Genomic DNA, 19,161 nt, shown 5'->3' on the forward strand with positions numbered 1-19,161 from the left:
GGAATGGATTAATGTTGAGGTGGGCGCAAAAGGCCTTCGACTAGGCCGTCAGTGACGTTGCGGGAATAACTGTATTGATTGGTATATAACGGTTTAGATACGTCATTTATTGGGTGCTGTGCCAGAAACTTAATCTGTCCACATTGACACAGCACACAATGGAAACACTTAGACTCTTCACTCGACGTATTATCACCAGCATTTACATTTTTTTCGGGAACATCATAAGTGCCTATCGACTTTGATTGTTCAGGGACTGACGATACCTCCGCAGGGTAGTCATCGCATTGAGCGGCGAACGAAAAGCCCGATTGACACATGAGCAAAGTAATAAGTAGCCATGCCAACCTACGCAGTTTTGATGTGCAATTAAAAATTGGCATTTTCTTATCAACTTTGCGCATTAAGCGCTCGCTGTCTTTCATTTCCAGCATCTTCGAGGATCATTTTTGCCCCGCGCAACACAACGCACGAAACTATCACACCGATAACCAGATCAGGCCATCGAGAATCGAGCCAAAACACCAAAACGCCAGCAAAGATAACACCTAAGTTGGCAATCACATCGTTGGCTGAAAATATCCAGCTTGCCCGCATATGCACTTCTTCATTTCTTTGTTTGCGTATGATCACAAGACAAATGACATTAGCAACCAGTGCAACTGCCCCCATAGCCATCATTAGTCCCGATACAGGTTCGCTACCGTAAATTGACCGTCTTACAATATCAATGATAATCAACACACCCAGTGCCATCTGAAAAAAGCCGCTAATTCTAGCCGCATTGGCTTTGTGCAATAGCGATTTACCAATAGCATAAAGGGCAACACCATATACAACTGCGTCGGCGAGCATATCAAGTGAATCGGCTATTAATGCGGTTGAATGAGCAAGCAACCCGATCCCCATTTCTATAACAAACATTGTCGCGTTTATTCCCAAAAGCCAATACAAAACCTGTCGTTGAGACTGGTCTTTTATTTCAACTTCGCACCCACATCCGCTCATTAGAAACACACTCTTTACTGATGAATAGTATGAGTATAAAGTCTATACTTGGTATAGAGTCAACGGTTAGGAGAAAAAATGAAAATTGGTGATGTCGCAAAGACGACAGGTTGTAGTATTCAGACCATTCGTTTTTATGAAAAGAAAGGGCTATTGCCTGAGCTCAAGCGCTCAAGTGGAAATTATCGTGTCTACGACAAGGGGACTATTGAACAACTCCTATTTATTAAACAGTGTCGTTCATTGGATATGTCTATCATGGAAGTAAAAACGCTCATGGACAGTCGTTCGAAGCCAGATCAGAGCTGTTCAAATATCAATACGTTAATAGCTAAGCATTTATCAGACGTCATTATTCGCATTGAAGAGCTAAACGCATTAAAGTCATCACTCGAAAATATGGCGTCAAAGTGTGATCAAAACAAAACCATTAGGGACTGTGGCATTTTAAATTATTTACACACTTAAAAGTGTAAGAAGCACACAGTTTCACTGTGCGCACTCGCCTCAACGTGTATCTATCGGCTAACATTCGTCATTTGTGTAGATTTATAAGGCAAAAATCAATAGCCTGAACTTTTGATACTGAGTCAGCCATGCATATTCATTTGTGGCCCTACAAAGCGATTTACATCGGAATCAGTCCTGATAATGATGTTCATGCACATCATGCTGTCCAAATTTGCATTGGTTTAGACAAAGACATCTCGGTTCAAGATTACAAGGCACAAAGTATTCACACCGGACAATGTATTGTGATTTTCGAAGATGTCCCTCACAAGGTTTTGGCACAGGACAATCAGATTGTAGTCATCTATTTAGAGCCTGAAGATAGGAAAAACCAACAATTTCTCAAAGCCTTACGTCAAGCCAGGAGTGATGGAATTAATACTCTGCCGCTTACTAGCAAAGAATTGGGATCCATTTCTCAGCATCTATTTACTGACGTCGATATCGACAAAGTGTGGAAAACAGTAAATAAAGCGGTAGGGCTAGTCTATAGTCCTGCGCTTTCATCGCGCCCTGAGGATAAACGGGTACGAGCGGTCATCGACATTATTGCTTCGCAGAGAGGTTGTGCAATCGATATGGCGTTTTTATCATCGAAGGTTTTCTTGTCCCCAAGTCGCAATCAAGTCCTAATTGCTCAGCCCAGCTCCTGATGATAGACCTGTAATATGAATAGCTTATTGGTTGATTAGAGCGACGTATACTCCGAAACAAATAATCACTGGGTTGCAATTTAACTTCTTGAATCCAATGGATAATACTTTGTTGTGTTCTCGGAGTTATCTCAAATTGAACTTCGATCCCAGTTTTCTTCTGCGTTAATTGAACCCTTTCAAATACTTGATCGAGAGTAGTGACGTCTCGAACTTTTAAAGAGAGTAAGTCACATGATCTTAGCTTGCTATCTATAGCCAAATTCAGTAAAGCTAATTGCATCAAGTTGTTTTGAATTTCAATTCGAGTGCGAATACGCCAAATCTCTTCAAGCTTGAAAGGACGTTTCACACCAGTAGCATTGTGGTTTAGTTCTGGTTTCATAGTGACCTCCTATTTAAAAGTCACTATGAGGATAGTGGATGTATTACTGATTAGGATTTGGAAAGAAATGAATTTCGAAAAATCGAGCATTAGCAATCCATGAATAACTACTGGTATGGCAAAGCAGTTGCTTTTTATGCCACAGTATCCGCAACAAAATATCGTTTTTCAGCACAATAAGAGGCAAACGAAGAAGTAATGTGAAGACATAAAAGCTTTATACTGCGTGCTTTATTATCTAACTGCGTAACGTTAAACCTTCGCCCTATAGTAATTGCGGTCTCTCTACCATGAGCTATCGCGTTACGGTGATCCTTGACTTCGGTTAAGACAAAGTGCTGCACACCTTCTGGCAGTGGTGAGCGTTCTAAATCAAAAAAATTCCACACGTTCTCTAGCTGTTTAATAGAAATATTCATTGAGCCATCTGATGGAAAAACAGAACTGTCAACATTAGTCACTTCAGTATCACTTGTTACTGCGAGAACAAGTTTATGACGATTTTCCCACACTTTGGAGGCTCCGCACTCTCGAAGAGCTTTAAAATGAGAATCAAACAGCGAGCACAATACCGCACTTTTAAAATGATTGGCAGGAGCTTCTTCTTGCCCAATAACTTCTAATGCTCGTGTGACTGATTGTGTAATTGCGAACTCAAGTGCTGCATACATTGCAACAAACACCAAGCCTTTCTGAGCACGATAGAAGTCTGAATTTTTAGTTTCTTCAGTCAGTGCCTCATCTGACAAATACTCTAGTATTGAATCTAGTTGCCTCAAGCGATTCATAACACCAGCATCAATATCATTAAACATTATCTACAAACCTAACTCGACAATACTCGACTCTTTCGCGTAAGCGAGGCCCTGAATTTGTGGCTCCAGTTGTCAAGCGGCGTAACTCTTCATCATCAATCCAGTTGGCTACATTTGATCCGCTAATATCAACTCCTTCTTCAATAGCATCGGCAGCTCCAATAGCAATGGCTTCAAAAAGCACTTGTGGTGTACTTCCTTTATTGCCGCGTTTAATTCCATTAGGTAAGACAGCTCTTAGTGATTCAAATGTTTTTTCAAACAGCTCTCTATACTTCTTATAGTTAAAATGTACCGATGCATCGGCCATAAAGTCATTTAGAAATATCTCTACACTGTGTTTAAAATCATCACGTTTTGTTTTGTAAGCCAAAAACTTCAAAACAAGCTCTTCTCTGGTACCGTCTTTCGCTTTAGTTGATGACACATTAACAACTTTGTTGAAGTCATCATTTTTTGCAAGTTCAATGATAAAATCATTAAATTGCCCTCTAAATACACAAGCTCGAATTTCTTGAGGAGTTAATTTGATTCCACCAGTATTCAATCTCTCAAAGAGGTCGAATCGTACTTTTAGATCACTTTTATCGCTTAGTGTTGTTACCTTAAGCGGACGTAAACTGAACTTCAAACGAAGTGAATGAGGCAGATCATTAAACGTTGCTCCATTGAACTCAGACAGGATATCTAGCCCCTTAAGTTTAAGAGGCTTATCCAGCCCAAAACTTTCTATTTGCTCTGGGGTCCCACAAAAATGAATCAATGAGTTAAGCCTTTGTACGCCATCTATTAACTCCCAAGATCCATCTCTATTTGCAGCCATGAACAAGTTAGGAATAGGTATTCCCAATAAAACAGATTCTACAAGTTTAGACTGGTTATCTTCGGGCCAACGAAATTGCCTTTGGTACTCAGGAGCAATGTTGATAATTGATTCATTCGCCATAGAAATCAACTCTTTAACAGATATATCAAATGAATCAAAATCTACTTTCCTAGTCTCTTGATCGAGTTGATTCATATAATCTTTCATGTGTTCTCCAGTGAGCTATCTAAGTTTATTCCAGTGTAACAACAACTCATATTTTAGTCGATATTAGTCAATAGGTTAGTGAATGGTGACTAGAAACACTATCTAACAATTCATGGAGGACTGAGGGCTAAGCTCACGTCGATATTCTTGTAAACTCTCACATTACAAGACACCACAACGATTAGAAAAAGCATTCGTAAAGTGCAAAGAAAAAGTGTACTAGCACACAATGGGGCAAAAACGTTTTAGAAATGGCAGCGTACCGATGCAATCGCTGCCATTTTAGGATGATAGTTTAATACTTGGTATGAATCTTTATTCTACTCACACACTTGGAATTGATTGAAATTTTTCTATTTTCAGCAATATAGAAGAGCTTCGCGTCTACCCCTTACTGGTTATTGTTCTAGGCGCAGTAGCTCCTCTCTTCAAATTTTGACAAAAAAAAAGACCGATTAACGGTCTTTTCTTATTTTATTTTTTGCTTATTCGGTGGTGCATCCATAAATAACTACCGAAAAAAACTACATTACCAAAAATGAAAAAGGTCAAACCAATAGCTTGGATTTCATTCATCTTGATCGTCCTCCTCGGAACCATTTAGGAAAGTTATATAGAAACCTATCACAACAGATGCCAACATACAAACAAAAGCAATGACTAGCTTTATAAGTCCTTGAATTTGAATTTCGTAGCATGTTTTGTTGTCGAAACCACACGGCCAAACATATCCGCAAAACCACTAACAGAGAGCTCTGGAATATAGCCAACAATTGTTGCTAATAAGATTAGTTCAACCATGATCTTATTTAGCATTTTGTTTTTCATAAGCAATTCATTTGAATCTCCTCAAAGTAAATTTGAGGGTTCACACCCTTGAGGGAGTAATCCCCCAAGGGTTGTTTATGCTTCAAATAGCAATTCTGCCGTTTCACAGGCATTTGCGATTGTCACATTGTGTATCACAAGCAAATCTACAGTCTTTCTATATTTTTCAATTAATAAAAAGTGAGTAGTTTTTGCTATGAAGTGTCTGATAACCATATCTGGATAGTATCCATTACGGTATGCTGCGAAATGACGTAGCTGAGAACCACCAGCTTTTGCCATTTCAATATGATGTTTACTCATTGCTCCTCCAAAGAAAGGGGGAGCTTCCCAAGCGGGGGGCTCCCCGCATGGGTTGGTTGTAAAAATCTAAAAGGTTACTTCAACCTCAATGTCACCTTTTGGCTTACAAACGCAAGGTAATATCTCACCTTCATTTGTAAAGCCAATTGGTTCATCGATATATTCGACATTGCCCTTTAGTAATTTGATGCGACACGCCCCACAAAAACCTGATTTACAGTTAGATGTAGGGGCAACACTATTCAGCTCTAAAGTCTGTAATAGTGTTCCATTTGTGTCATTGTAAACTTGACCAGAAACGCTAATCATTTGACACCTCCAGTATTAACAGAGATGTCAACAGGTAAGCGAAATGAAAAAGCACTAGGGCCTGCTAAGTTGTAGGTGTCCAGCCAGTCCATACTTTTGCTGCCATTAGGTATATCTAAAGGTGGCATATAAATATCAACAAACTTTCCTTCTCTACGTAGCCTCGCAGCTAATGCTTCTGCTTTTTCTTGACCTGCTCCAGATGCATCCTTATCAGCAAAAATTAATACTGAAGTCACACTATCTGGAATTTTTACCATTTTTAGTAATGTGTCCGAATAGCATGACCACATAGGACAACCTGTAGCCTCACGAACAGCTAATGCAGTTTCAATTCCCTCACATACGCCAATAAAGGTGTTATCACCTTCAGTTACTGGTGAGTCAATTTTAATTGAACATCCACCAATATAGCTGGGCGGAGGCATTAACATCTTCGCATTAGGTACATCTGCTTTTAAGCCTTGCTTGTTAAGGAAAATTCGATGAATCGTGATCCGATTACCATCTGGATCAGTCATTGAACCTAGTAAACCATGAAGTTTCTTAGGTTTAGACTGACCATCTCCCCACCAAAGCTCATCAGCATACCCAAGTGTATACGGTAAAGTTTTCGCATCAGTTTTAAGTCCACGGCTGTTCAAGTAAGCTTGTATCCGACCAGATTGATCATGAGCTGCAGGAATAGCGTGTTGAAATAGCTTCTCAAGTTTTGCAACTCGTTTTGCTTTTTCATCATCGTTAATACCTTTTGGCTGTGAAGCTTTCACATTTTTAACGTATTCGCGCGAGATGCTTGATAAGTCACCACCACAGATATCGATTATTTTGTTTAAAGCGTGGCTTTTTGAGCAACTCTCCATAAACGCAATTACATCTATTCCACCGGGTAAAGCACCTACATCGTTATGGTATGCACCACCGGTATCAACCCAATCTCGGAAAAGGCGAAACTTAGTTCTTCCGTTTCCAGTTTTTGGGCATGGTACTTGTGGTGAACCACCGTGGTTATTTGATTTTGAAACTGCTTCATTAAGTCCTGGGTAGGCTGAGTAGACAGAAGACCACCCGCCATTTGACTTAACTAAAGCAAGTACTTTATCTATTTTTGATTCAATCATTACAACTCTCCTATTCCTCAAGACGACCCTAAAGCGTCCTGAATACAAGGCGCTTTAGGTGGTCGCCTCGAATAAAAAGAAGAGTTAGCCCTAAGGCTAACTCATACGTTTAGCCTTGAGCTTGAGCTCGTTGTTGACCTTCAAATAAAGGTCCCCACTTAGCACGTAATGAAAGAATCGTTTTACCGCCAATATGTACCTCTCTCACTTCAGTGTTAGGTATTGACGATGGGATTGGCATAATTGCCTTTTTAATTGAATTATTCATACGTATCTCCTCCAAAGAGTACAAAAAAGGGGATACGCCCCTTATGGGAAGTATCCCCACAAGGAATGGTTTTAATTTGAGTTAGATAAGACCGCGCTCAGCAAAAGAGACAATATTTTCGCCAATAATGATGTGATCTAACACTTGTACATCAATATGATTGAGTGCATGTTGGATCTTAGTGGTTATTAGCTTGTCTGCTTGCGATGGTTCGGCAATACCTGATGGGTGGTTGTGCGCTAAAATGACAGAAGATGCATTCTTTTTTAGTACACTTTTTACAATCTCCCGAGGATAAACACTTGCAGCATTTATCGTTCCGGTAAACAGTATTTCTTTGTCTATAAGTCTATTTTGGTTATCAAGATAAAGCATGTAAAAGACCTCATGCTCCAATCCCTTTAAATGGACCTCTAGATAATCTGTGACTTGGGTAGGGCTCTTAAAAATAGCACCTCGTCTCAGCCTATTGTTTAGAAGCTTCTTGGCTGTTTCAATAATTTCATCAGAGCTAAGCTCTGACGTGATTATATATTTACCAGTTTCTTCATTTAGTTTTAAGTTAGAAATAGTCATTGTCTCCTCCAAAGAAACATTAAGCGGAGACAATTACCCAGAGGATAATAATCCCCTATGGGTTGATTTAAGTTTGTTGAACACAAGCAAGCTGAACTCGCTTATGCTAAATCTAGGGTTAAACCCAAAGTAACAACGAGACGTCGGTACTTGTTCTACACAAATACAAGGATCTGAGTAGCTTTTATGCTTTATCAAAATTAATTACCTTACGGTAAATTTGATAGCAAGGTGCCATCATTAAATTAATGATAAATGCAAAAAAATCAATTTGGCTTATATGTAGTAGTGTGTGTGATTCATAGACATCCTTTCTATACTTGGATGTTATGAACGATGAAATTCAACAAAGACTTAAGTGGATAAAGCTTTATCAAGAAACAAACAACGCAGGTTTAGTTTGTCTGCGTTGTGGAATATCTAGGCCAACATTACGAAAGTAGTGGTCTAGGTATCAAGAGCAAGGTCTTGATGGCCTTAAAAGTTTGAGTAAAAGACCCCACAGTTCACCAAATCAAAAAATGTCTCCAGAATTGGAAGCTAAGATTTTAGTCTTAAGAAAATCTAGAAACTTAGGCGCTCGAAGAATCCAAAGTGAGTTGCTTAGAAATGAGCAAATTAAGTTAGGGCTAGCTACTATTCATAAAGTGCTTAAAAAGCACCAAGTTGACCCTATAGTTATTTATCGTAGAAAGCCTGACTTCAAAAGATACTCTAAGCCTATTCCTGTCGAAAGAGTTCAAATGGACACCTGTAAAATAGCCCCTAATTTATACCAGTACACAGCTATTGATGACTGTACACGCTATCGAGTGTTAAGGCTTTATAAGCGACGTAGTGCCACTAATACCATTGACTTTGTAGAGTCTGTAATTGAAGAAATGCTATTCCCTATACAGCGATTTCAGACAGACCGAGGTACAGAATTTTTTGCTGAAAAAGTGCAAAAGTTATTAATGAGATACAAGATAAAATTCCGACCAAATAAGCCAGCTTCACCGCACCTTAATGGCAAAGTTGAACGCTCTCAAAAAACAGATAAAGCTGAGTTTTATGCAACTGTTGATTTGGAATCTGAAGATATTCACGAGCAACTTTCTGAGTGGCAGCACTATTACAATTGGGAGAGACCACATAGTGCTCACAATGGAAAAACGCCGATAGAAAGGTATTTTGAAGTTAGTGAACAAACGCCATTTTCAGATGAAATTGAGGGGTTTTATCAAGCGCATAATGAACGTGTTCAATTATCCAATTACAGAAGGGATTTAGAGATCGCAAAATTGAAACGATCTCTATGAATCACACAGATTTCTATAATTGTCTTTGCCCCAAATTTTTCGAAGAAAGGAGCTGAAAGATGACTGGCGGCGATATCTATAACTTTCATGTCACTGTCCTTTGCCATTTTCTTAGCGTAAGACATCATTGCCGTTCCGATGCCATTAGCCTGCACCCGTGGAGAAGTCACAATCTAAGTGATATGAGCACGGTTTATTTTAGGATCGATATCCAGCCCAAAGACAGTCTTCTAAATAAGAGTTACTATAGTCACAAAATATCAAATTATTTTCAGTCATAATATTCCAAAAATTAACTAGTTATTATTTATCCCACATGGGAGTGCAGTTAAACGCTCGTTCCCAAACGCGGTCACGTTGGAAAGTTAGATTAACTTTACCATTTATATTATTTTACTTGTTTGCTTTATCTTTGCTTCTATCTTGGCTAACCAAATCAGCGGAATAATAATTAAAGAAGATCCTATAGCCAAGCTCAGGTCCGGTATTTCATCGAACCACAGCACCCCTACAACTACAGCACCTAATAAACCAGTGTATTCGGCACTGGAAATTTTACTGGCTTCGATTGCTCTATATACCAATACACATATACCAGCATAAATTAGGATAAAAGTGTTGGAGCCTGTTGCCGTTAACATTGGAGTCCAGTCCCAAGGTTTGCCTTCCCATAACGCCAACCCAAGTGCGGCTGGGATACCTACTAGGTTGGTGAGCATTAAAGTTTGGAACACATTATGATGCTGAGGTAATTTACGAACCAATAAATTATTTACAGCCATAGTCAATGCGACGACAAGAGCGGTAATCGCTGCCCAATTAATTTGTGTTGGTTTGACCACGATAAGTACGCCGATAAAGCCCAAAACAGCAGCAGCAATTGAGTGGCTAGTCAGCTTTTCCTGAAACAATATCATGGCTAACGGCAGCATAAGCAAAGGCGCTGTATAGAAAATAGCATTTACGGTAGCTAACGGCAGAGCGCCCAGAGCGAATACCATAAATATTGTCCCTAATAACCAAATGTGGCCACGTATAAAGTGCCATTTGAGGCCAGCGAAGAGGCTTTGTTTATTACTGAGTAGACAAAATGGAAGTAGAATCAGCACTGCGGTCAATTGACGAAATAATACAAATTGGTATATGGCAGTATCTGCTGGCAGAGTTTTTATCAAAGCGTCAGAAAAAACACCAATTATATTTCCGATGATAAGTAATGTCATCGCGAGTCCGACAGTTATTTTGGGCATTTCATTACTCCTGCTACATTCTAGAAAATGTCAATGGAACTGAATTAATAGAGTTACGTTTGTAAAACGGTTATATGATTAGCGTATTCCATACCTTATATGATGTATAATGTTTAAAATTTTTTTAGTATGAGCTAAATTTATAATGAAGTTGCCTCCTTTACGTGCCCTGCAATGCTTTGAAGCTGTTGCGCGACTTAATAGCTTTTCCAAAGCTGCTGAGCACCTCAATGTGACTCAAAGTGCGGTTAGTCACCAAGTTCGATTACTCGAAGACTATTTGGGTGGAACTCTGTTTAACCGACAGGGGCGTTCTTTTTCCTTGACTAAGGTCGGGGAACGTTACTTTGAAGAAGTGACTAACTCATTAGGAAATCTATCAAATGCCAGTCAAATGATACGTCACGGGAAATCAGGCAATCTTCGTTTGGCTTTATATAGCTCTGTGGCGGTGAACTGGTTGATACCGAAGTTAGAAGATTTTAGAAATCAGCACCCAGAAATAGAAATAACTTTAAATATGGTCGGGGATCAACCGGATTATAATGACCAATTTGCGGATTGTTTTATTTCAGTGAATCCACCGGAACGTAACTTTGTCAATCAATTCATGTTTACTGAAAAACTTTATCCCGTGTGTGGAAAAAAGCTTTGGCAGCAGTTAAGAAATAAGCCTCTACCTGATTCATTATGGCAACACCCGTTATTATCAGTACAATACTCAGATACAAATGAAAGTCTCGGTGACGACTGGTTACGTTGGTGTATGAGTGGTAAATTTGAATTACCCAAAGACGTCAAAATTAATCAATTTAGTCATGTCTTACTTGCCGCTGAAGCGGCTCGATATAATTTGGGAATTACCCTCATTAATAATTACATGATGGATGATCAGGATCGCCAGCAAAGTCTTGTGCGCATACCTATGCACGAGCTTAATACCGGAGATAACTTCTATTTTGTCTATAAGGAAACACGAGCTAGGCAACCTGATATTATGAAATTAGGTCGTTGGCTTAAACAGCAGTGTTATGAACTGGAATCAGCTTAGCTATTTAAATTAGAGTTGAAGGTGAATACTAGCTACTTAGAAGTAGCTGTCAGCGTCCGTTTAGTTTTGTTAGTTGCCAGTCAAAATGAGTTTGCCAGAGGCCTTTATTGGCTATTCACTGTCAGTTTTAATTCAACTCTATAAATCAAATCTGGCAGATCAAGTTAAGACTTATTCACATAATGATTGTTCAGCTTATAGCCGCATTTTAAAACATTGTGTTTGCTTTAAAATGCGTCCAAAAGGGCGCATTACTTGGTTAAGCAATTAATTTATTTTTAATTACTTGTTTTAGAATCGAGGGTAACTCTTCAACGGTTTGAATGTTGAGTAATTCCTGATTCTCAAAGCCATAAAGCATTCCTGTATTTATACCAATGCATACAATTTGAATACCTAGAAGTTCCGACATTTCAATCGACTTTTCTAAATACTTTAGATCGCTTGCTTGACCATCAGTAATGATAAAAACAACTTTCTTTTGCTCGACACGAAGTGACAGCCTACGAATTACAGAATAAAGACTTAACCCTGTATGTGTTCCGCCTCTACTACTGACTCTAAAGTTATCTTTAACGGCTTTAGTTGTTGATTTAAAACACTTTGCTTCATATAGGTAACCGGCACTGAAATATATGCATTCACTATTTACGCCTTTCAACTTATCTATTGCTAAGTTAATTGCAAGCGCAGAAGTATTAACACCATTCATATCATCAGCACTCATTGAACTAGACCTGTCTACGAGAACTGATATCGCCATTGTTGGAGCTTTAGTAATTCTTTCTGATTTAAAAACATTAAAATTACCAGCTTTTACTCCAGCAAGTCTATTTGCCTCAACAGTTCTACCTTGCTTAGAAAAATTCACACTTTTTCGGTCTAACCCATAAATTATTTTATGGAGTTCTCGACTTATAGGTGTTGAAAGTCTCTTAGCTTGGTTTAGCGCTGCAGTACCAACTGTGCCACGATCATTTTTTGATATTAAAGGAGCATTGAATTGAATTAGTTGCTCCATATCATTACTTGATCTTACTTCATCGGCCATTTTCTCTAGCTCGTTATTAACTTGTTCATGCAAATCTGCCATGAGCTGACTTTCATCGGCATTTAGGCATTCATTTACAAAATTAATAACTTGCTGGCTAACATTTGAGTTTTGACCTTGGCTATCGCCTGAGTCATCACCTTGGCTATCGCCCGGTTCAAACTCTATTTTTTTAAGTAATTGAATGATCTGTTCTGTAAGTTCATAACTATGTTGGTTAGATTGAAGCGTTGGTATCGTATCCAATAACAAAATTAAATCTTGTACTGGTTTTTGGCCAATACAATCAGTTAATAAAGCTAATGCAATTTCACAGAACTCCTTTAGTTGTACTTGGTTGTTAATTTTATATCGACCATAATATACAACTACAGCTTGCAGCAGTAATGAAGGTGGGAAGCTATCAGTTGGTTTACTGAACCATCCCTTTTTAATACCTTGAGTAACCATCTTAGATAAATTTAAGATGGCGCCCGGCCACTCCAGACAAACCATTCTTTCCATACGAATATCCTCAATGCCATTTCTAATAGCATTGAAAAATACCCCTTTTTCATACGACTTAGCTGTCCATGTTCTATCGGTCCATCGTAGATGGCCTACTTCATGATCAATAGCGCCTTCCAAAAGTTCGAGATAATCGGGGTTTTCAAGATCACCTACGGGTAAAGTAATGCTGTTGTAATCTGTATAGCATCTGTTACCAGTTAAGTTAATCGTAATGTCACCACGGTTACTCATTACTCTTGAAAGCATTCTAAATCGTTTTAATAGTTTTGATTTATTCATTTGCATCTCCTCCAGAAATGTTTAAGAGGGGGATACACCCACAAGGGGTGAGTATCCCCTGTGGGTTTAGAATTAAAGGAAGCTAGATTGCTTCCTTAATTTGTTACCAATTAAATCCAAAATCACCTAAAGAGTTGTTACGCTCAGCGGGCTCGAAAAAAACGGTTTCTTCTTTAGGCGCTAGGTCAAATTCAAATGAATTTTCTTGATCAGCTGTTTCTAAAATGATTGAACTCTCAGAAGCAGTTTCACTAGATTTACCTGAAACGAAAAGGCTCGCTACGTCGGTATCCTCATGTGTAATTACTTCCGGCTCTGGTGTTGCACTATATTGAGGTTTTCCTTCAGCATGAAGGCGAAGTGTGTCTTCATTACTCATTACGAGTAACCAGTTGGTTAACTCTGAAAATGAATGACCTTCAATGTAGCCACTAGAAGGTAAGTTATTTAAAACCTCCTGTATTGTACTAACCACGTTTTCAATACCATTATCTACAAATGATAAATCAATAAGTTTATTCATCATTCTTCTAAATGGTGAACGTACTTTTTGGCTTACGCGATTAACTGGCGTTTTGTCTTTAAACCAGTTTGTTTTATATACACTGCCTGCTTCTTTAGCGATTTCTTGCCAAAGAGTTTCTGCAACATCGTTTTTGATATCGTCTTCATCATCATCAAAAAGCGCTTTCATAGCCAAAGGCTTTGTAAACGACAGTTTGAATTTTGATTGGAACTCAACCTGAGATAAAGCATATTTATAGATCAGTGCAGCGATATCTGAATTTTCAGCCATATGTTGATTAACTGAAATATCATATTCAGCAATTAATACTGATACTTCATCTTGCCAATCACGCTTTATTCCATCAAGCTCTGACTTAAGCTCATCTAACCTGGTCGTTGGGACAACCGTAAAGTCTCCATACTTAACACCATAACTATTAAAAGTTCGTGTAAGCCGGTTGTTGTACTTCGTTGTAAGCTTCAGCTTGCTTCTAGGAAACCACTGTAATTTACTCCCCTTGATTTGATTAGATGATACTTTCTGACCATCTAGTTCTATCTTTGCGTTCGGTAAAGTTGATTCACCACATGGCGATCTTAATTGCCAACCTAACAAACATGCTCCATTTTTAAGTGAAATGTTTTGTTCTGTTAACTCTTTGCCGTTTGCGATTGCTTCGTTTGATAAAGACATGTTGTCTCCTCCAATTTAATATAAAAAAAGGGGAGACTTCCCTGTTGGGGAAAGTACTCCCCAAAGGGTTGGTTGATTAATAGGACATGTGATTGGTTACATCACTTCAATATCCCATGTATTTTGATTAAAGTGGCCTATTCCCATAAGTGAATAACCTCTTTGTTCTTTATTTTTGGCAAGAGCATTTCTCTCACCGTTTACAGACATAAAAACCCATTTCCATTCAGTATTATCATTCTTGAACAACACATATGTCGTATTTTGGAATGATGTTACAGCCCAATATTTACCTTCACCGGCATGATGATAAACATCAAACGGGTTATTGCATTTCAGGTTACCTTGAGCATTGAACATAACTTGAGCTCGACAGTTTACAAAGTCACAGTTCTTCATTTTCTCATCCGAATGAATAAGAAAATAAGGATTGCCGTTCCTAATGTAATCAATCTTATCGGTTGCCTGAATTAACTCAGACATACTCATAGCTTTAATGTCTCTTACATCGTCAATTTTAAGTGGGTCTTTACCCCCTTCAATACGGAGGTATTTACCATTTGATGGTTGGTAGCTAAAACCAACAAAACGACCATTTTCAACTTCAAAGCACTCAAACACTGTGTCCCCTCTCTCAACTTTTAAGTTAGCCGAGTTAGAAGATGTGTTAGTGTTTGAGGTAGTTACTTTTTTTGAATTAACTCGGCAAGTGGTTTATTAATTTCATCACCCCATACTCGTTGAACAACAGAATTAACCTCTTCAATTTCATCATTATCAATGGAACCTAAGAACGAAAATTCAAATGACTCATATGGAGAACGATTGGCACCAAATGTCATCATGTAAAAACCCCAGTGGACTAAAGTTCGTGTTGAAAAAACACACCCTAATCCATTATCGATGTTGCCATCGTGGTCTTTACCTAATGCAGCTGTTCTTAAAGAGTCAGCTGTTTGTACCATAAGCTTGCGAATCGGCAATGTTAGTTTCGGAAAGTTCTTTTCCAAAATTTCCAACTCAACTGCTTTGCTTGGATATTTAGTTTTTAACCAACCAAAACGTGAACGTAATGCTTGGTCTAAACGTTGTGAAGTAATATACCTATCACTATCACCACCACCGGTAGTATTAGCTGTAGCAGCTATTCGACAGTTAGCATGTTTGTTTATGGTTTCACCGAAAACACTAAGTGTCCAAGGTTTGCCTTCAACAAACAAATGAAGCGATGTTGATAAATCTTCATTAGCTTTATCCACTTCATCTAAGATAACTAAACCACCGTATTTGTATCCGCATGCAGCTTGGCTGTATCGCTTGCGAGTGACATTATGACCTTTTCCATTAACAATTAATTCATAACCACCCTCTAAACGCTCACCACTCATGGCTACGGTTACTTTTTCAATAAAAACAGGCTCATTAAAGCGATCTGCAATGAATAGTAATAACTCCGTTTTACCTGTACCTGTTTCACCCACCAAGCCAAGAGGCTTCGGTTGAGCGGGCGCAAGCCACCATGCTAACGCTTTACGAAGAGTTGCTTCATCAGGCGTATAATGCATGTCAGCTTTTTGACAATTTGGGTGGCGGTGTTTACGAATTTTAATCTTGTATTGATTAGGGTCGAAGATTTCAGGAAAACGCTCATGAGCATCAACTTCTATCATTTCGTTATAATCAATTTTAGTTGCAGGTTTAATTGTAGATACGTTTGATTGTGCTTGAGTATTCATATTGTGTCTCCTCCAAATAGATTTTTGAGGGACACTTATCCCGTCAAGGGTGTAGTGTCCCTTGATGGGTTTGATTTCTTAATATTTAAAATGGTACTTCTAAAAAGTCTATATAACTTTTTTCATAAAGATGAAGGTTTGGTAAGTCTAGAACAGAACAATATTCAAATGCTGCTTCTGTTTCATCCTCAACTGCAAGGTCTAGCATAAAATTCACTTGAGCCTCTGCTGCTAATTCCTCAGTTGCATAACTGGTAGAATTCCAAACTTCAACTGAGTCTGGCCAACCATCAATATGACCAAAGTGATAGCCTTCATCACTCTGACCTAATAGCAGTTTTCGCTCAGTAACATTATCATCAAGTAGAATCCAAGTATTAGACTCATGAGTAGGATAAATTTCCATTATCAACTCCTAAAACTTTAGATCATGCCAAGGAGGGATGTCTGGCCCTTCTAAGTCACTATAAAGATGAGAGTTAGACGATGAGCAATTTCTACCATTTAAGATGAAGTGCTTGTATTCACAAAGAGCTTTAGCGTATTTGTTAGTTACAAGTATTTCATTAAGTTGATTATACTGTTGTAAGATCTGTGGTACTGCAATTCTAATTAAACAAGCATCTAAATCTAGAGACTGGCATACATAATCAAAATTTGCAGAGCAAATCCATTCAAGTTCGTCGTTTAGTATCTCTGAATTCGCTTTAGCATATCGAAGCATACCAAGTGAACGATACAAAATACTTTCCCATAACGCCTTAATGTTCTCGTCTGACCAATGAATGTAATATTCACCTCTTGCAGCATCCAAACAATCATCCATTAAACTAAAAAATACATCCTGCCCAAGGGCAACTTTACCAACTCGGTGAGCTGTTATGATATCTTCGTCTAACGAATGGCACGTATATTCTGCATTTACTGACAGAAAGTGATCAGTTTTTCGCTTCGGTTTAAACTGCTTCTTTCTTTCAAGTTCTGCATTTATTTGAGCTTTGGTTATGGCCTTTTTTGGTCTAGCCATGATGTTCTCCTCCAAAGAGATTTTTAAAGGGAACATCCCCAGCAAGGGAAAATTCCCTTGCTGGGTTGGTAGATAGGTTGAGTTAGAAGTTAACCGTGGAAAACGCGGTTTGACTCTTGATATAAACGGCTTGCGCGAATAGCTAACTTGTTAGATCTATTACGTTTTGCTCGTTTAATTAATTTGCGCTCACGACGACGTAGATATGCGCCGATTGACTTGTTATTCATAAGCTCCTCCAAGTTAAAAAGCTGAAGGACTAACCTGTGAAGGTTAAACCCTCAGAGATTAAGACAAGCAACGAAGTTGCTTGGTGTGCACTCACAAAATAGATTTTTGCTTTTCAACTTGATGTTGAGAGTGCGTAACTAATATTCAACTTTAACTGCCATAGCAGAGTTATTCGCGAGAAGCGAAAAGGTATTATGAATATTAGAAAAAACAAAAGTAACATCCTTGTCATGCAAATTCCTAGGCTAGGAAACCTTATCTAGCTTGTTATTGTTGACTACCGCCATACCCTCCTGGTTGAGGTTTAGGAGCAAAACCGCCCTGCGATTGCGGATAGTGTATTGGTGCGCTCTGGTCTTGCTGGCTGCGCTGATAGTTTTGTGCATTATTTTGCTGTTGACTATGATGCTGAGGCGCACTTTGGTAGTTTGAAGAACTATTTTGTTGTGGGTGACCATTTTGTTGGTTCTGATTGCCAATTAAGCCAGAGGCTTTTAAACATTCCACTTCAACTTTTCTAAGATGTTGAATTAGCTCGATAGCTTTAATCTTTGTTGAAGAGCGGTTTTGCCCACCATTATCAGTCCACTTTTCTTGAACAAGTTTTCCTCTTAAAGTTACTTCGTCCCCTACTTCAATAGCTGGTTTAAAATTCTTTAAAAACCGACTATCCGCTTTGACATCAAAAAAGTAAGTTCTGTCAACCCACTCACTTTGTCCGTTAGGTTCGTTTGACTTCTTAAAGTAGCCGTCATCACAAGCAATTGTCACAGTACCAAAATACCCATCTTGACCATTTCTGATATCAAGACTCGCGACTCTACCACCAAGCCTTGCTGAATTATCTTTTGCAGTACGCATATATAAGCCTTCTATAAAGTTATAAAATCATCACAACTGATGTAGATATAATTACATAAAGAAAATATCGCGCGACTTAATCAAAAATAACGGCAATATTCACCGTAACCCTTTGAATAAACTCTAATATATAAAGCCCATTCAGAGAGTAAGGTTTACCCTACTATCTGTTAAACATCCCATTCACATACAAAATCGCTTTCGCCAATTAAGCCACTAGAAATGGCCTTTTGCTTTACAGCTGATAGGTAGTCTGGTTTGTCTAAATGATTAACATCAATCTGTTTTATCTCACCCGTGAATAATGTAAGTGTTGATGTTGATTTGTCGAAAATATGAAAAGCGGAATCTTCAAACATAGGTTTCTCCTTATTGGTTATACCTAAGCATCCTGCTTCAAGCTGCATAGGTATAACCAGTAAGGAAATTCACAGGGAGCTAATGCTCGCCTGTGAAAGTTGATTTAATCAGTGGATGACTCATATTTGCTTCAACAAAGAATTCAAAATTAACAAGGTTCATTCCAAGAATATTACTATGTGAAATACTCTCATCTGAAAACCTAATTTCACCGGGAACAGCGAATACTTTGTCTTTGTTGAATATCTCAGTTGCTATTTGACTGGCCTCGTTATGTGTTTCAGCTGTTGCTAAAACTTTTAACGTTAACCTGTCATATACAATGCAATATACACTCTGAATCTTTAACTGATTGTGATTGTTGTAGCCCGAGTAGGTTGGAATTAGTTTATTCAAATTAACCCCAGCTTGAACTAGCTATTGATAGAATTGGCTTAACGATAATGCTGTGAATTTTGATTGCAACATATGTGCACGCCAGTAATATAAGAATG

Annotated in this window: 24 protein-coding genes and 2 pseudogenes; 4 read left to right on the top strand and 22 right to left on the bottom strand. The window is 38.4% G+C overall.

The features are described 5' to 3' along the window. Nucleotides 1–8: 8 nt before the first annotated feature. Both JIG37_RS02445 and JIG37_RS02450 read right to left on the bottom strand, forming a co-directional pair. Entirely contained in the window at nt 9–425 is a 417-nt protein-coding gene (locus JIG37_RS02445) for a hypothetical protein (RefSeq protein WP_015065927.1), read from the bottom strand. Continuing rightward, a complete protein-coding gene (locus JIG37_RS02450; RefSeq protein WP_036973831.1) occupies nt 391–1,008 on the bottom strand; it encodes a cation transporter in 618 nt (205 codons plus the stop codon). Before JIG37_RS02450 ends, JIG37_RS02445 begins: the two co-directional genes overlap by 35 nt. A gap of 78 nt (nt 1,009–1,086) precedes the next feature. Here JIG37_RS02450 and cadR point away from each other — a divergent pair, with 78 nt between their 5' ends. Together cadR and JIG37_RS02460 are read left to right on the top strand one after the other, a co-directional pair. Continuing rightward, nucleotides 1,087–1,476: a Cd(II)/Pb(II)-responsive transcriptional regulator gene (gene cadR, locus JIG37_RS02455; RefSeq protein ID WP_004588587.1), complete on the top strand. Its 390-nt coding sequence runs from the start codon at nt 1,087–1,089 to the stop codon at nt 1,474–1,476. Nucleotides 1,477–1,604: 128 nt separating this feature from the next. Further along, nucleotides 1,605–2,171 carry a hypothetical protein gene (locus JIG37_RS02460; RefSeq protein WP_036973830.1) on the top strand — a complete coding sequence of 189 codons (567 nt, stop codon included), beginning with the start codon at nt 1,605–1,607 and terminating at the stop codon, nt 2,169–2,171. Here JIG37_RS02460 and JIG37_RS02465 read toward each other — a convergent pair. The 9 genes and pseudogenes from JIG37_RS02465 to radC form a co-directional block, all read right to left on the bottom strand. Next, nucleotides 2,134–2,556: pseudogene (locus JIG37_RS02465) on the bottom strand (tyrosine-type recombinase/integrase); the annotation flags it as partial. The gene JIG37_RS02460 and the pseudogene JIG37_RS02465 overlap by 38 nt on opposite strands. A gap of 134 nt (nt 2,557–2,690) precedes the next feature. Further along, the gene (locus JIG37_RS02470) at nt 2,691–3,371 is read right to left on the bottom strand and encodes a hypothetical protein (protein WP_199528633.1); all 681 of its coding nucleotides are present in this window, start codon (nt 3,369–3,371) and stop codon (nt 2,691–2,693) included. Continuing rightward, the gene (locus JIG37_RS02475; RefSeq protein WP_036973828.1) at nt 3,364–4,404 is read right to left on the bottom strand and encodes a DUF262 domain-containing protein; all 1,041 of its coding nucleotides are present in this window, start codon (nt 4,402–4,404) and stop codon (nt 3,364–3,366) included. The genes JIG37_RS02470 and JIG37_RS02475 overlap by 8 nt, the downstream gene beginning before the upstream one ends. Before the next feature lie 666 nt (nt 4,405–5,070). Next, entirely contained in the window at nt 5,071–5,220 is a 150-nt protein-coding gene (locus tag JIG37_RS02480) for a hypothetical protein (protein ID WP_161805764.1), read from the bottom strand. Nucleotides 5,221–5,307: 87 nt separating this feature from the next. Beyond that, nucleotides 5,308–5,535, bottom strand: a complete 228-nt coding sequence (locus tag JIG37_RS02485; RefSeq protein ID WP_036973827.1) for a hypothetical protein — start codon at nt 5,533–5,535, stop codon at nt 5,308–5,310. Between the two features lie 66 nt (nt 5,536–5,601). Beyond that, nucleotides 5,602–5,844, bottom strand: coding sequence for a class I ribonucleotide reductase maintenance protein YfaE (gene yfaE / locus JIG37_RS02490; RefSeq protein ID WP_036973826.1), 243 nt, complete (start codon nt 5,842–5,844; stop codon nt 5,602–5,604). Further along, complete coding sequence (locus JIG37_RS02495) at nt 5,841–6,965, bottom strand: toprim domain-containing protein (RefSeq protein ID WP_138600911.1); 1,125 nt, start codon at nt 6,963–6,965, stop codon at nt 5,841–5,843. The genes yfaE and JIG37_RS02495 overlap by 4 nt, the downstream gene beginning before the upstream one ends. 109 nt (nt 6,966–7,074) lie before the next feature. After that, a complete protein-coding gene (locus tag JIG37_RS02500) occupies nt 7,075–7,233 on the bottom strand; it encodes a hypothetical protein (RefSeq protein WP_162898094.1) in 159 nt (52 codons plus the stop codon). A gap of 81 nt (nt 7,234–7,314) precedes the next feature. Then, a complete protein-coding gene (gene radC, locus JIG37_RS02505) occupies nt 7,315–7,842 on the bottom strand; it encodes a DNA repair protein RadC (protein WP_328256355.1) in 528 nt (175 codons plus the stop codon). Between the two features lie 296 nt (nt 7,843–8,138). On the opposite strand from radC, the pseudogene JIG37_RS02510 reads away from it, so the two are divergent. Further along, nucleotides 8,139–9,110 (top strand): annotated as a pseudogene (locus JIG37_RS02510) (IS481 family transposase). 383 nt (nt 9,111–9,493) lie between these two features. Here the strand turns inward: JIG37_RS02510 and JIG37_RS02520 are convergent. Further along, nucleotides 9,494–10,360 (bottom strand): DMT family transporter, encoded by an 867-nt coding sequence (locus JIG37_RS02520; protein ID WP_199528634.1) that lies wholly within the window; start codon nt 10,358–10,360, stop codon nt 9,494–9,496. Nucleotides 10,361–10,505: 145 nt separating this feature from the next. Here JIG37_RS02520 and JIG37_RS02525 point away from each other — a divergent pair, with 145 nt between their 5' ends. Next, entirely contained in the window at nt 10,506–11,411 is a 906-nt protein-coding gene (locus JIG37_RS02525; RefSeq protein WP_055022412.1) for a LysR substrate-binding domain-containing protein, read from the top strand. Nucleotides 11,412–11,670: 259 nt separating this feature from the next. Here JIG37_RS02525 and JIG37_RS02530 read toward each other — a convergent pair whose 3' ends face one another. The 10 genes from JIG37_RS02530 to JIG37_RS02575 all read right to left on the bottom strand — a co-directional run bounded on the left by JIG37_RS02530 (nt 11,671) and on the right by JIG37_RS02575 (nt 19,063). Continuing rightward, nucleotides 11,671–13,251 (bottom strand): VWA domain-containing protein, encoded by a 1,581-nt coding sequence (locus JIG37_RS02530; RefSeq protein WP_171040465.1) that lies wholly within the window; start codon nt 13,249–13,251, stop codon nt 11,671–11,673. Nucleotides 13,252–13,354: 103 nt separating this feature from the next. Beyond that, a complete protein-coding gene (locus JIG37_RS02535) occupies nt 13,355–14,452 on the bottom strand; it encodes a DUF3150 domain-containing protein (protein WP_199528635.1) in 1,098 nt (365 codons plus the stop codon). 96 nt (nt 14,453–14,548) lie between these two features. Continuing rightward, nucleotides 14,549–15,073, bottom strand: a complete 525-nt coding sequence (locus tag JIG37_RS02540) for a hypothetical protein (protein ID WP_138533948.1) — start codon at nt 15,071–15,073, stop codon at nt 14,549–14,551. Between the two features lie 62 nt (nt 15,074–15,135). After that, nucleotides 15,136–16,188 (bottom strand): AAA family ATPase, encoded by a 1,053-nt coding sequence (locus tag JIG37_RS02545; protein WP_199528636.1) that lies wholly within the window; start codon nt 16,186–16,188, stop codon nt 15,136–15,138. 85 nt (nt 16,189–16,273) lie between these two features. Next, the gene (locus JIG37_RS02550) at nt 16,274–16,594 is read right to left on the bottom strand and encodes a hypothetical protein (RefSeq protein ID WP_036973820.1); all 321 of its coding nucleotides are present in this window, start codon (nt 16,592–16,594) and stop codon (nt 16,274–16,276) included. Between the two features lie 9 nt (nt 16,595–16,603). Further along, nucleotides 16,604–17,215, bottom strand: coding sequence for a hypothetical protein (locus JIG37_RS02555; protein WP_199528637.1), 612 nt, complete (start codon nt 17,213–17,215; stop codon nt 16,604–16,606). 89 nt (nt 17,216–17,304) lie between these two features. After that, nucleotides 17,305–17,445, bottom strand: a complete 141-nt coding sequence (locus JIG37_RS02560; protein ID WP_155950871.1) for a hypothetical protein — start codon at nt 17,443–17,445, stop codon at nt 17,305–17,307. Nucleotides 17,446–17,713: 268 nt separating this feature from the next. Then, the gene (locus JIG37_RS02565; RefSeq protein WP_199528638.1) at nt 17,714–18,307 is read right to left on the bottom strand and encodes a single-stranded DNA-binding protein; all 594 of its coding nucleotides are present in this window, start codon (nt 18,305–18,307) and stop codon (nt 17,714–17,716) included. A gap of 170 nt (nt 18,308–18,477) precedes the next feature. Then, complete coding sequence (locus JIG37_RS02570) at nt 18,478–18,666, bottom strand: hypothetical protein (RefSeq protein WP_199528639.1); 189 nt, start codon at nt 18,664–18,666, stop codon at nt 18,478–18,480. A gap of 79 nt (nt 18,667–18,745) precedes the next feature. Continuing rightward, complete coding sequence (locus JIG37_RS02575; RefSeq protein ID WP_036973816.1) at nt 18,746–19,063, bottom strand: hypothetical protein; 318 nt, start codon at nt 19,061–19,063, stop codon at nt 18,746–18,748. Nucleotides 19,064–19,161: the final 98 nt, after the last annotated feature.

Origin of the sequence: Pseudoalteromonas sp. bablab_jr010 (assembly GCF_016464105.1) — a bacterium.
Taxonomy (GTDB): Bacteria; Pseudomonadota; Gammaproteobacteria; order Enterobacterales; family Alteromonadaceae; genus Pseudoalteromonas; species Pseudoalteromonas simplex.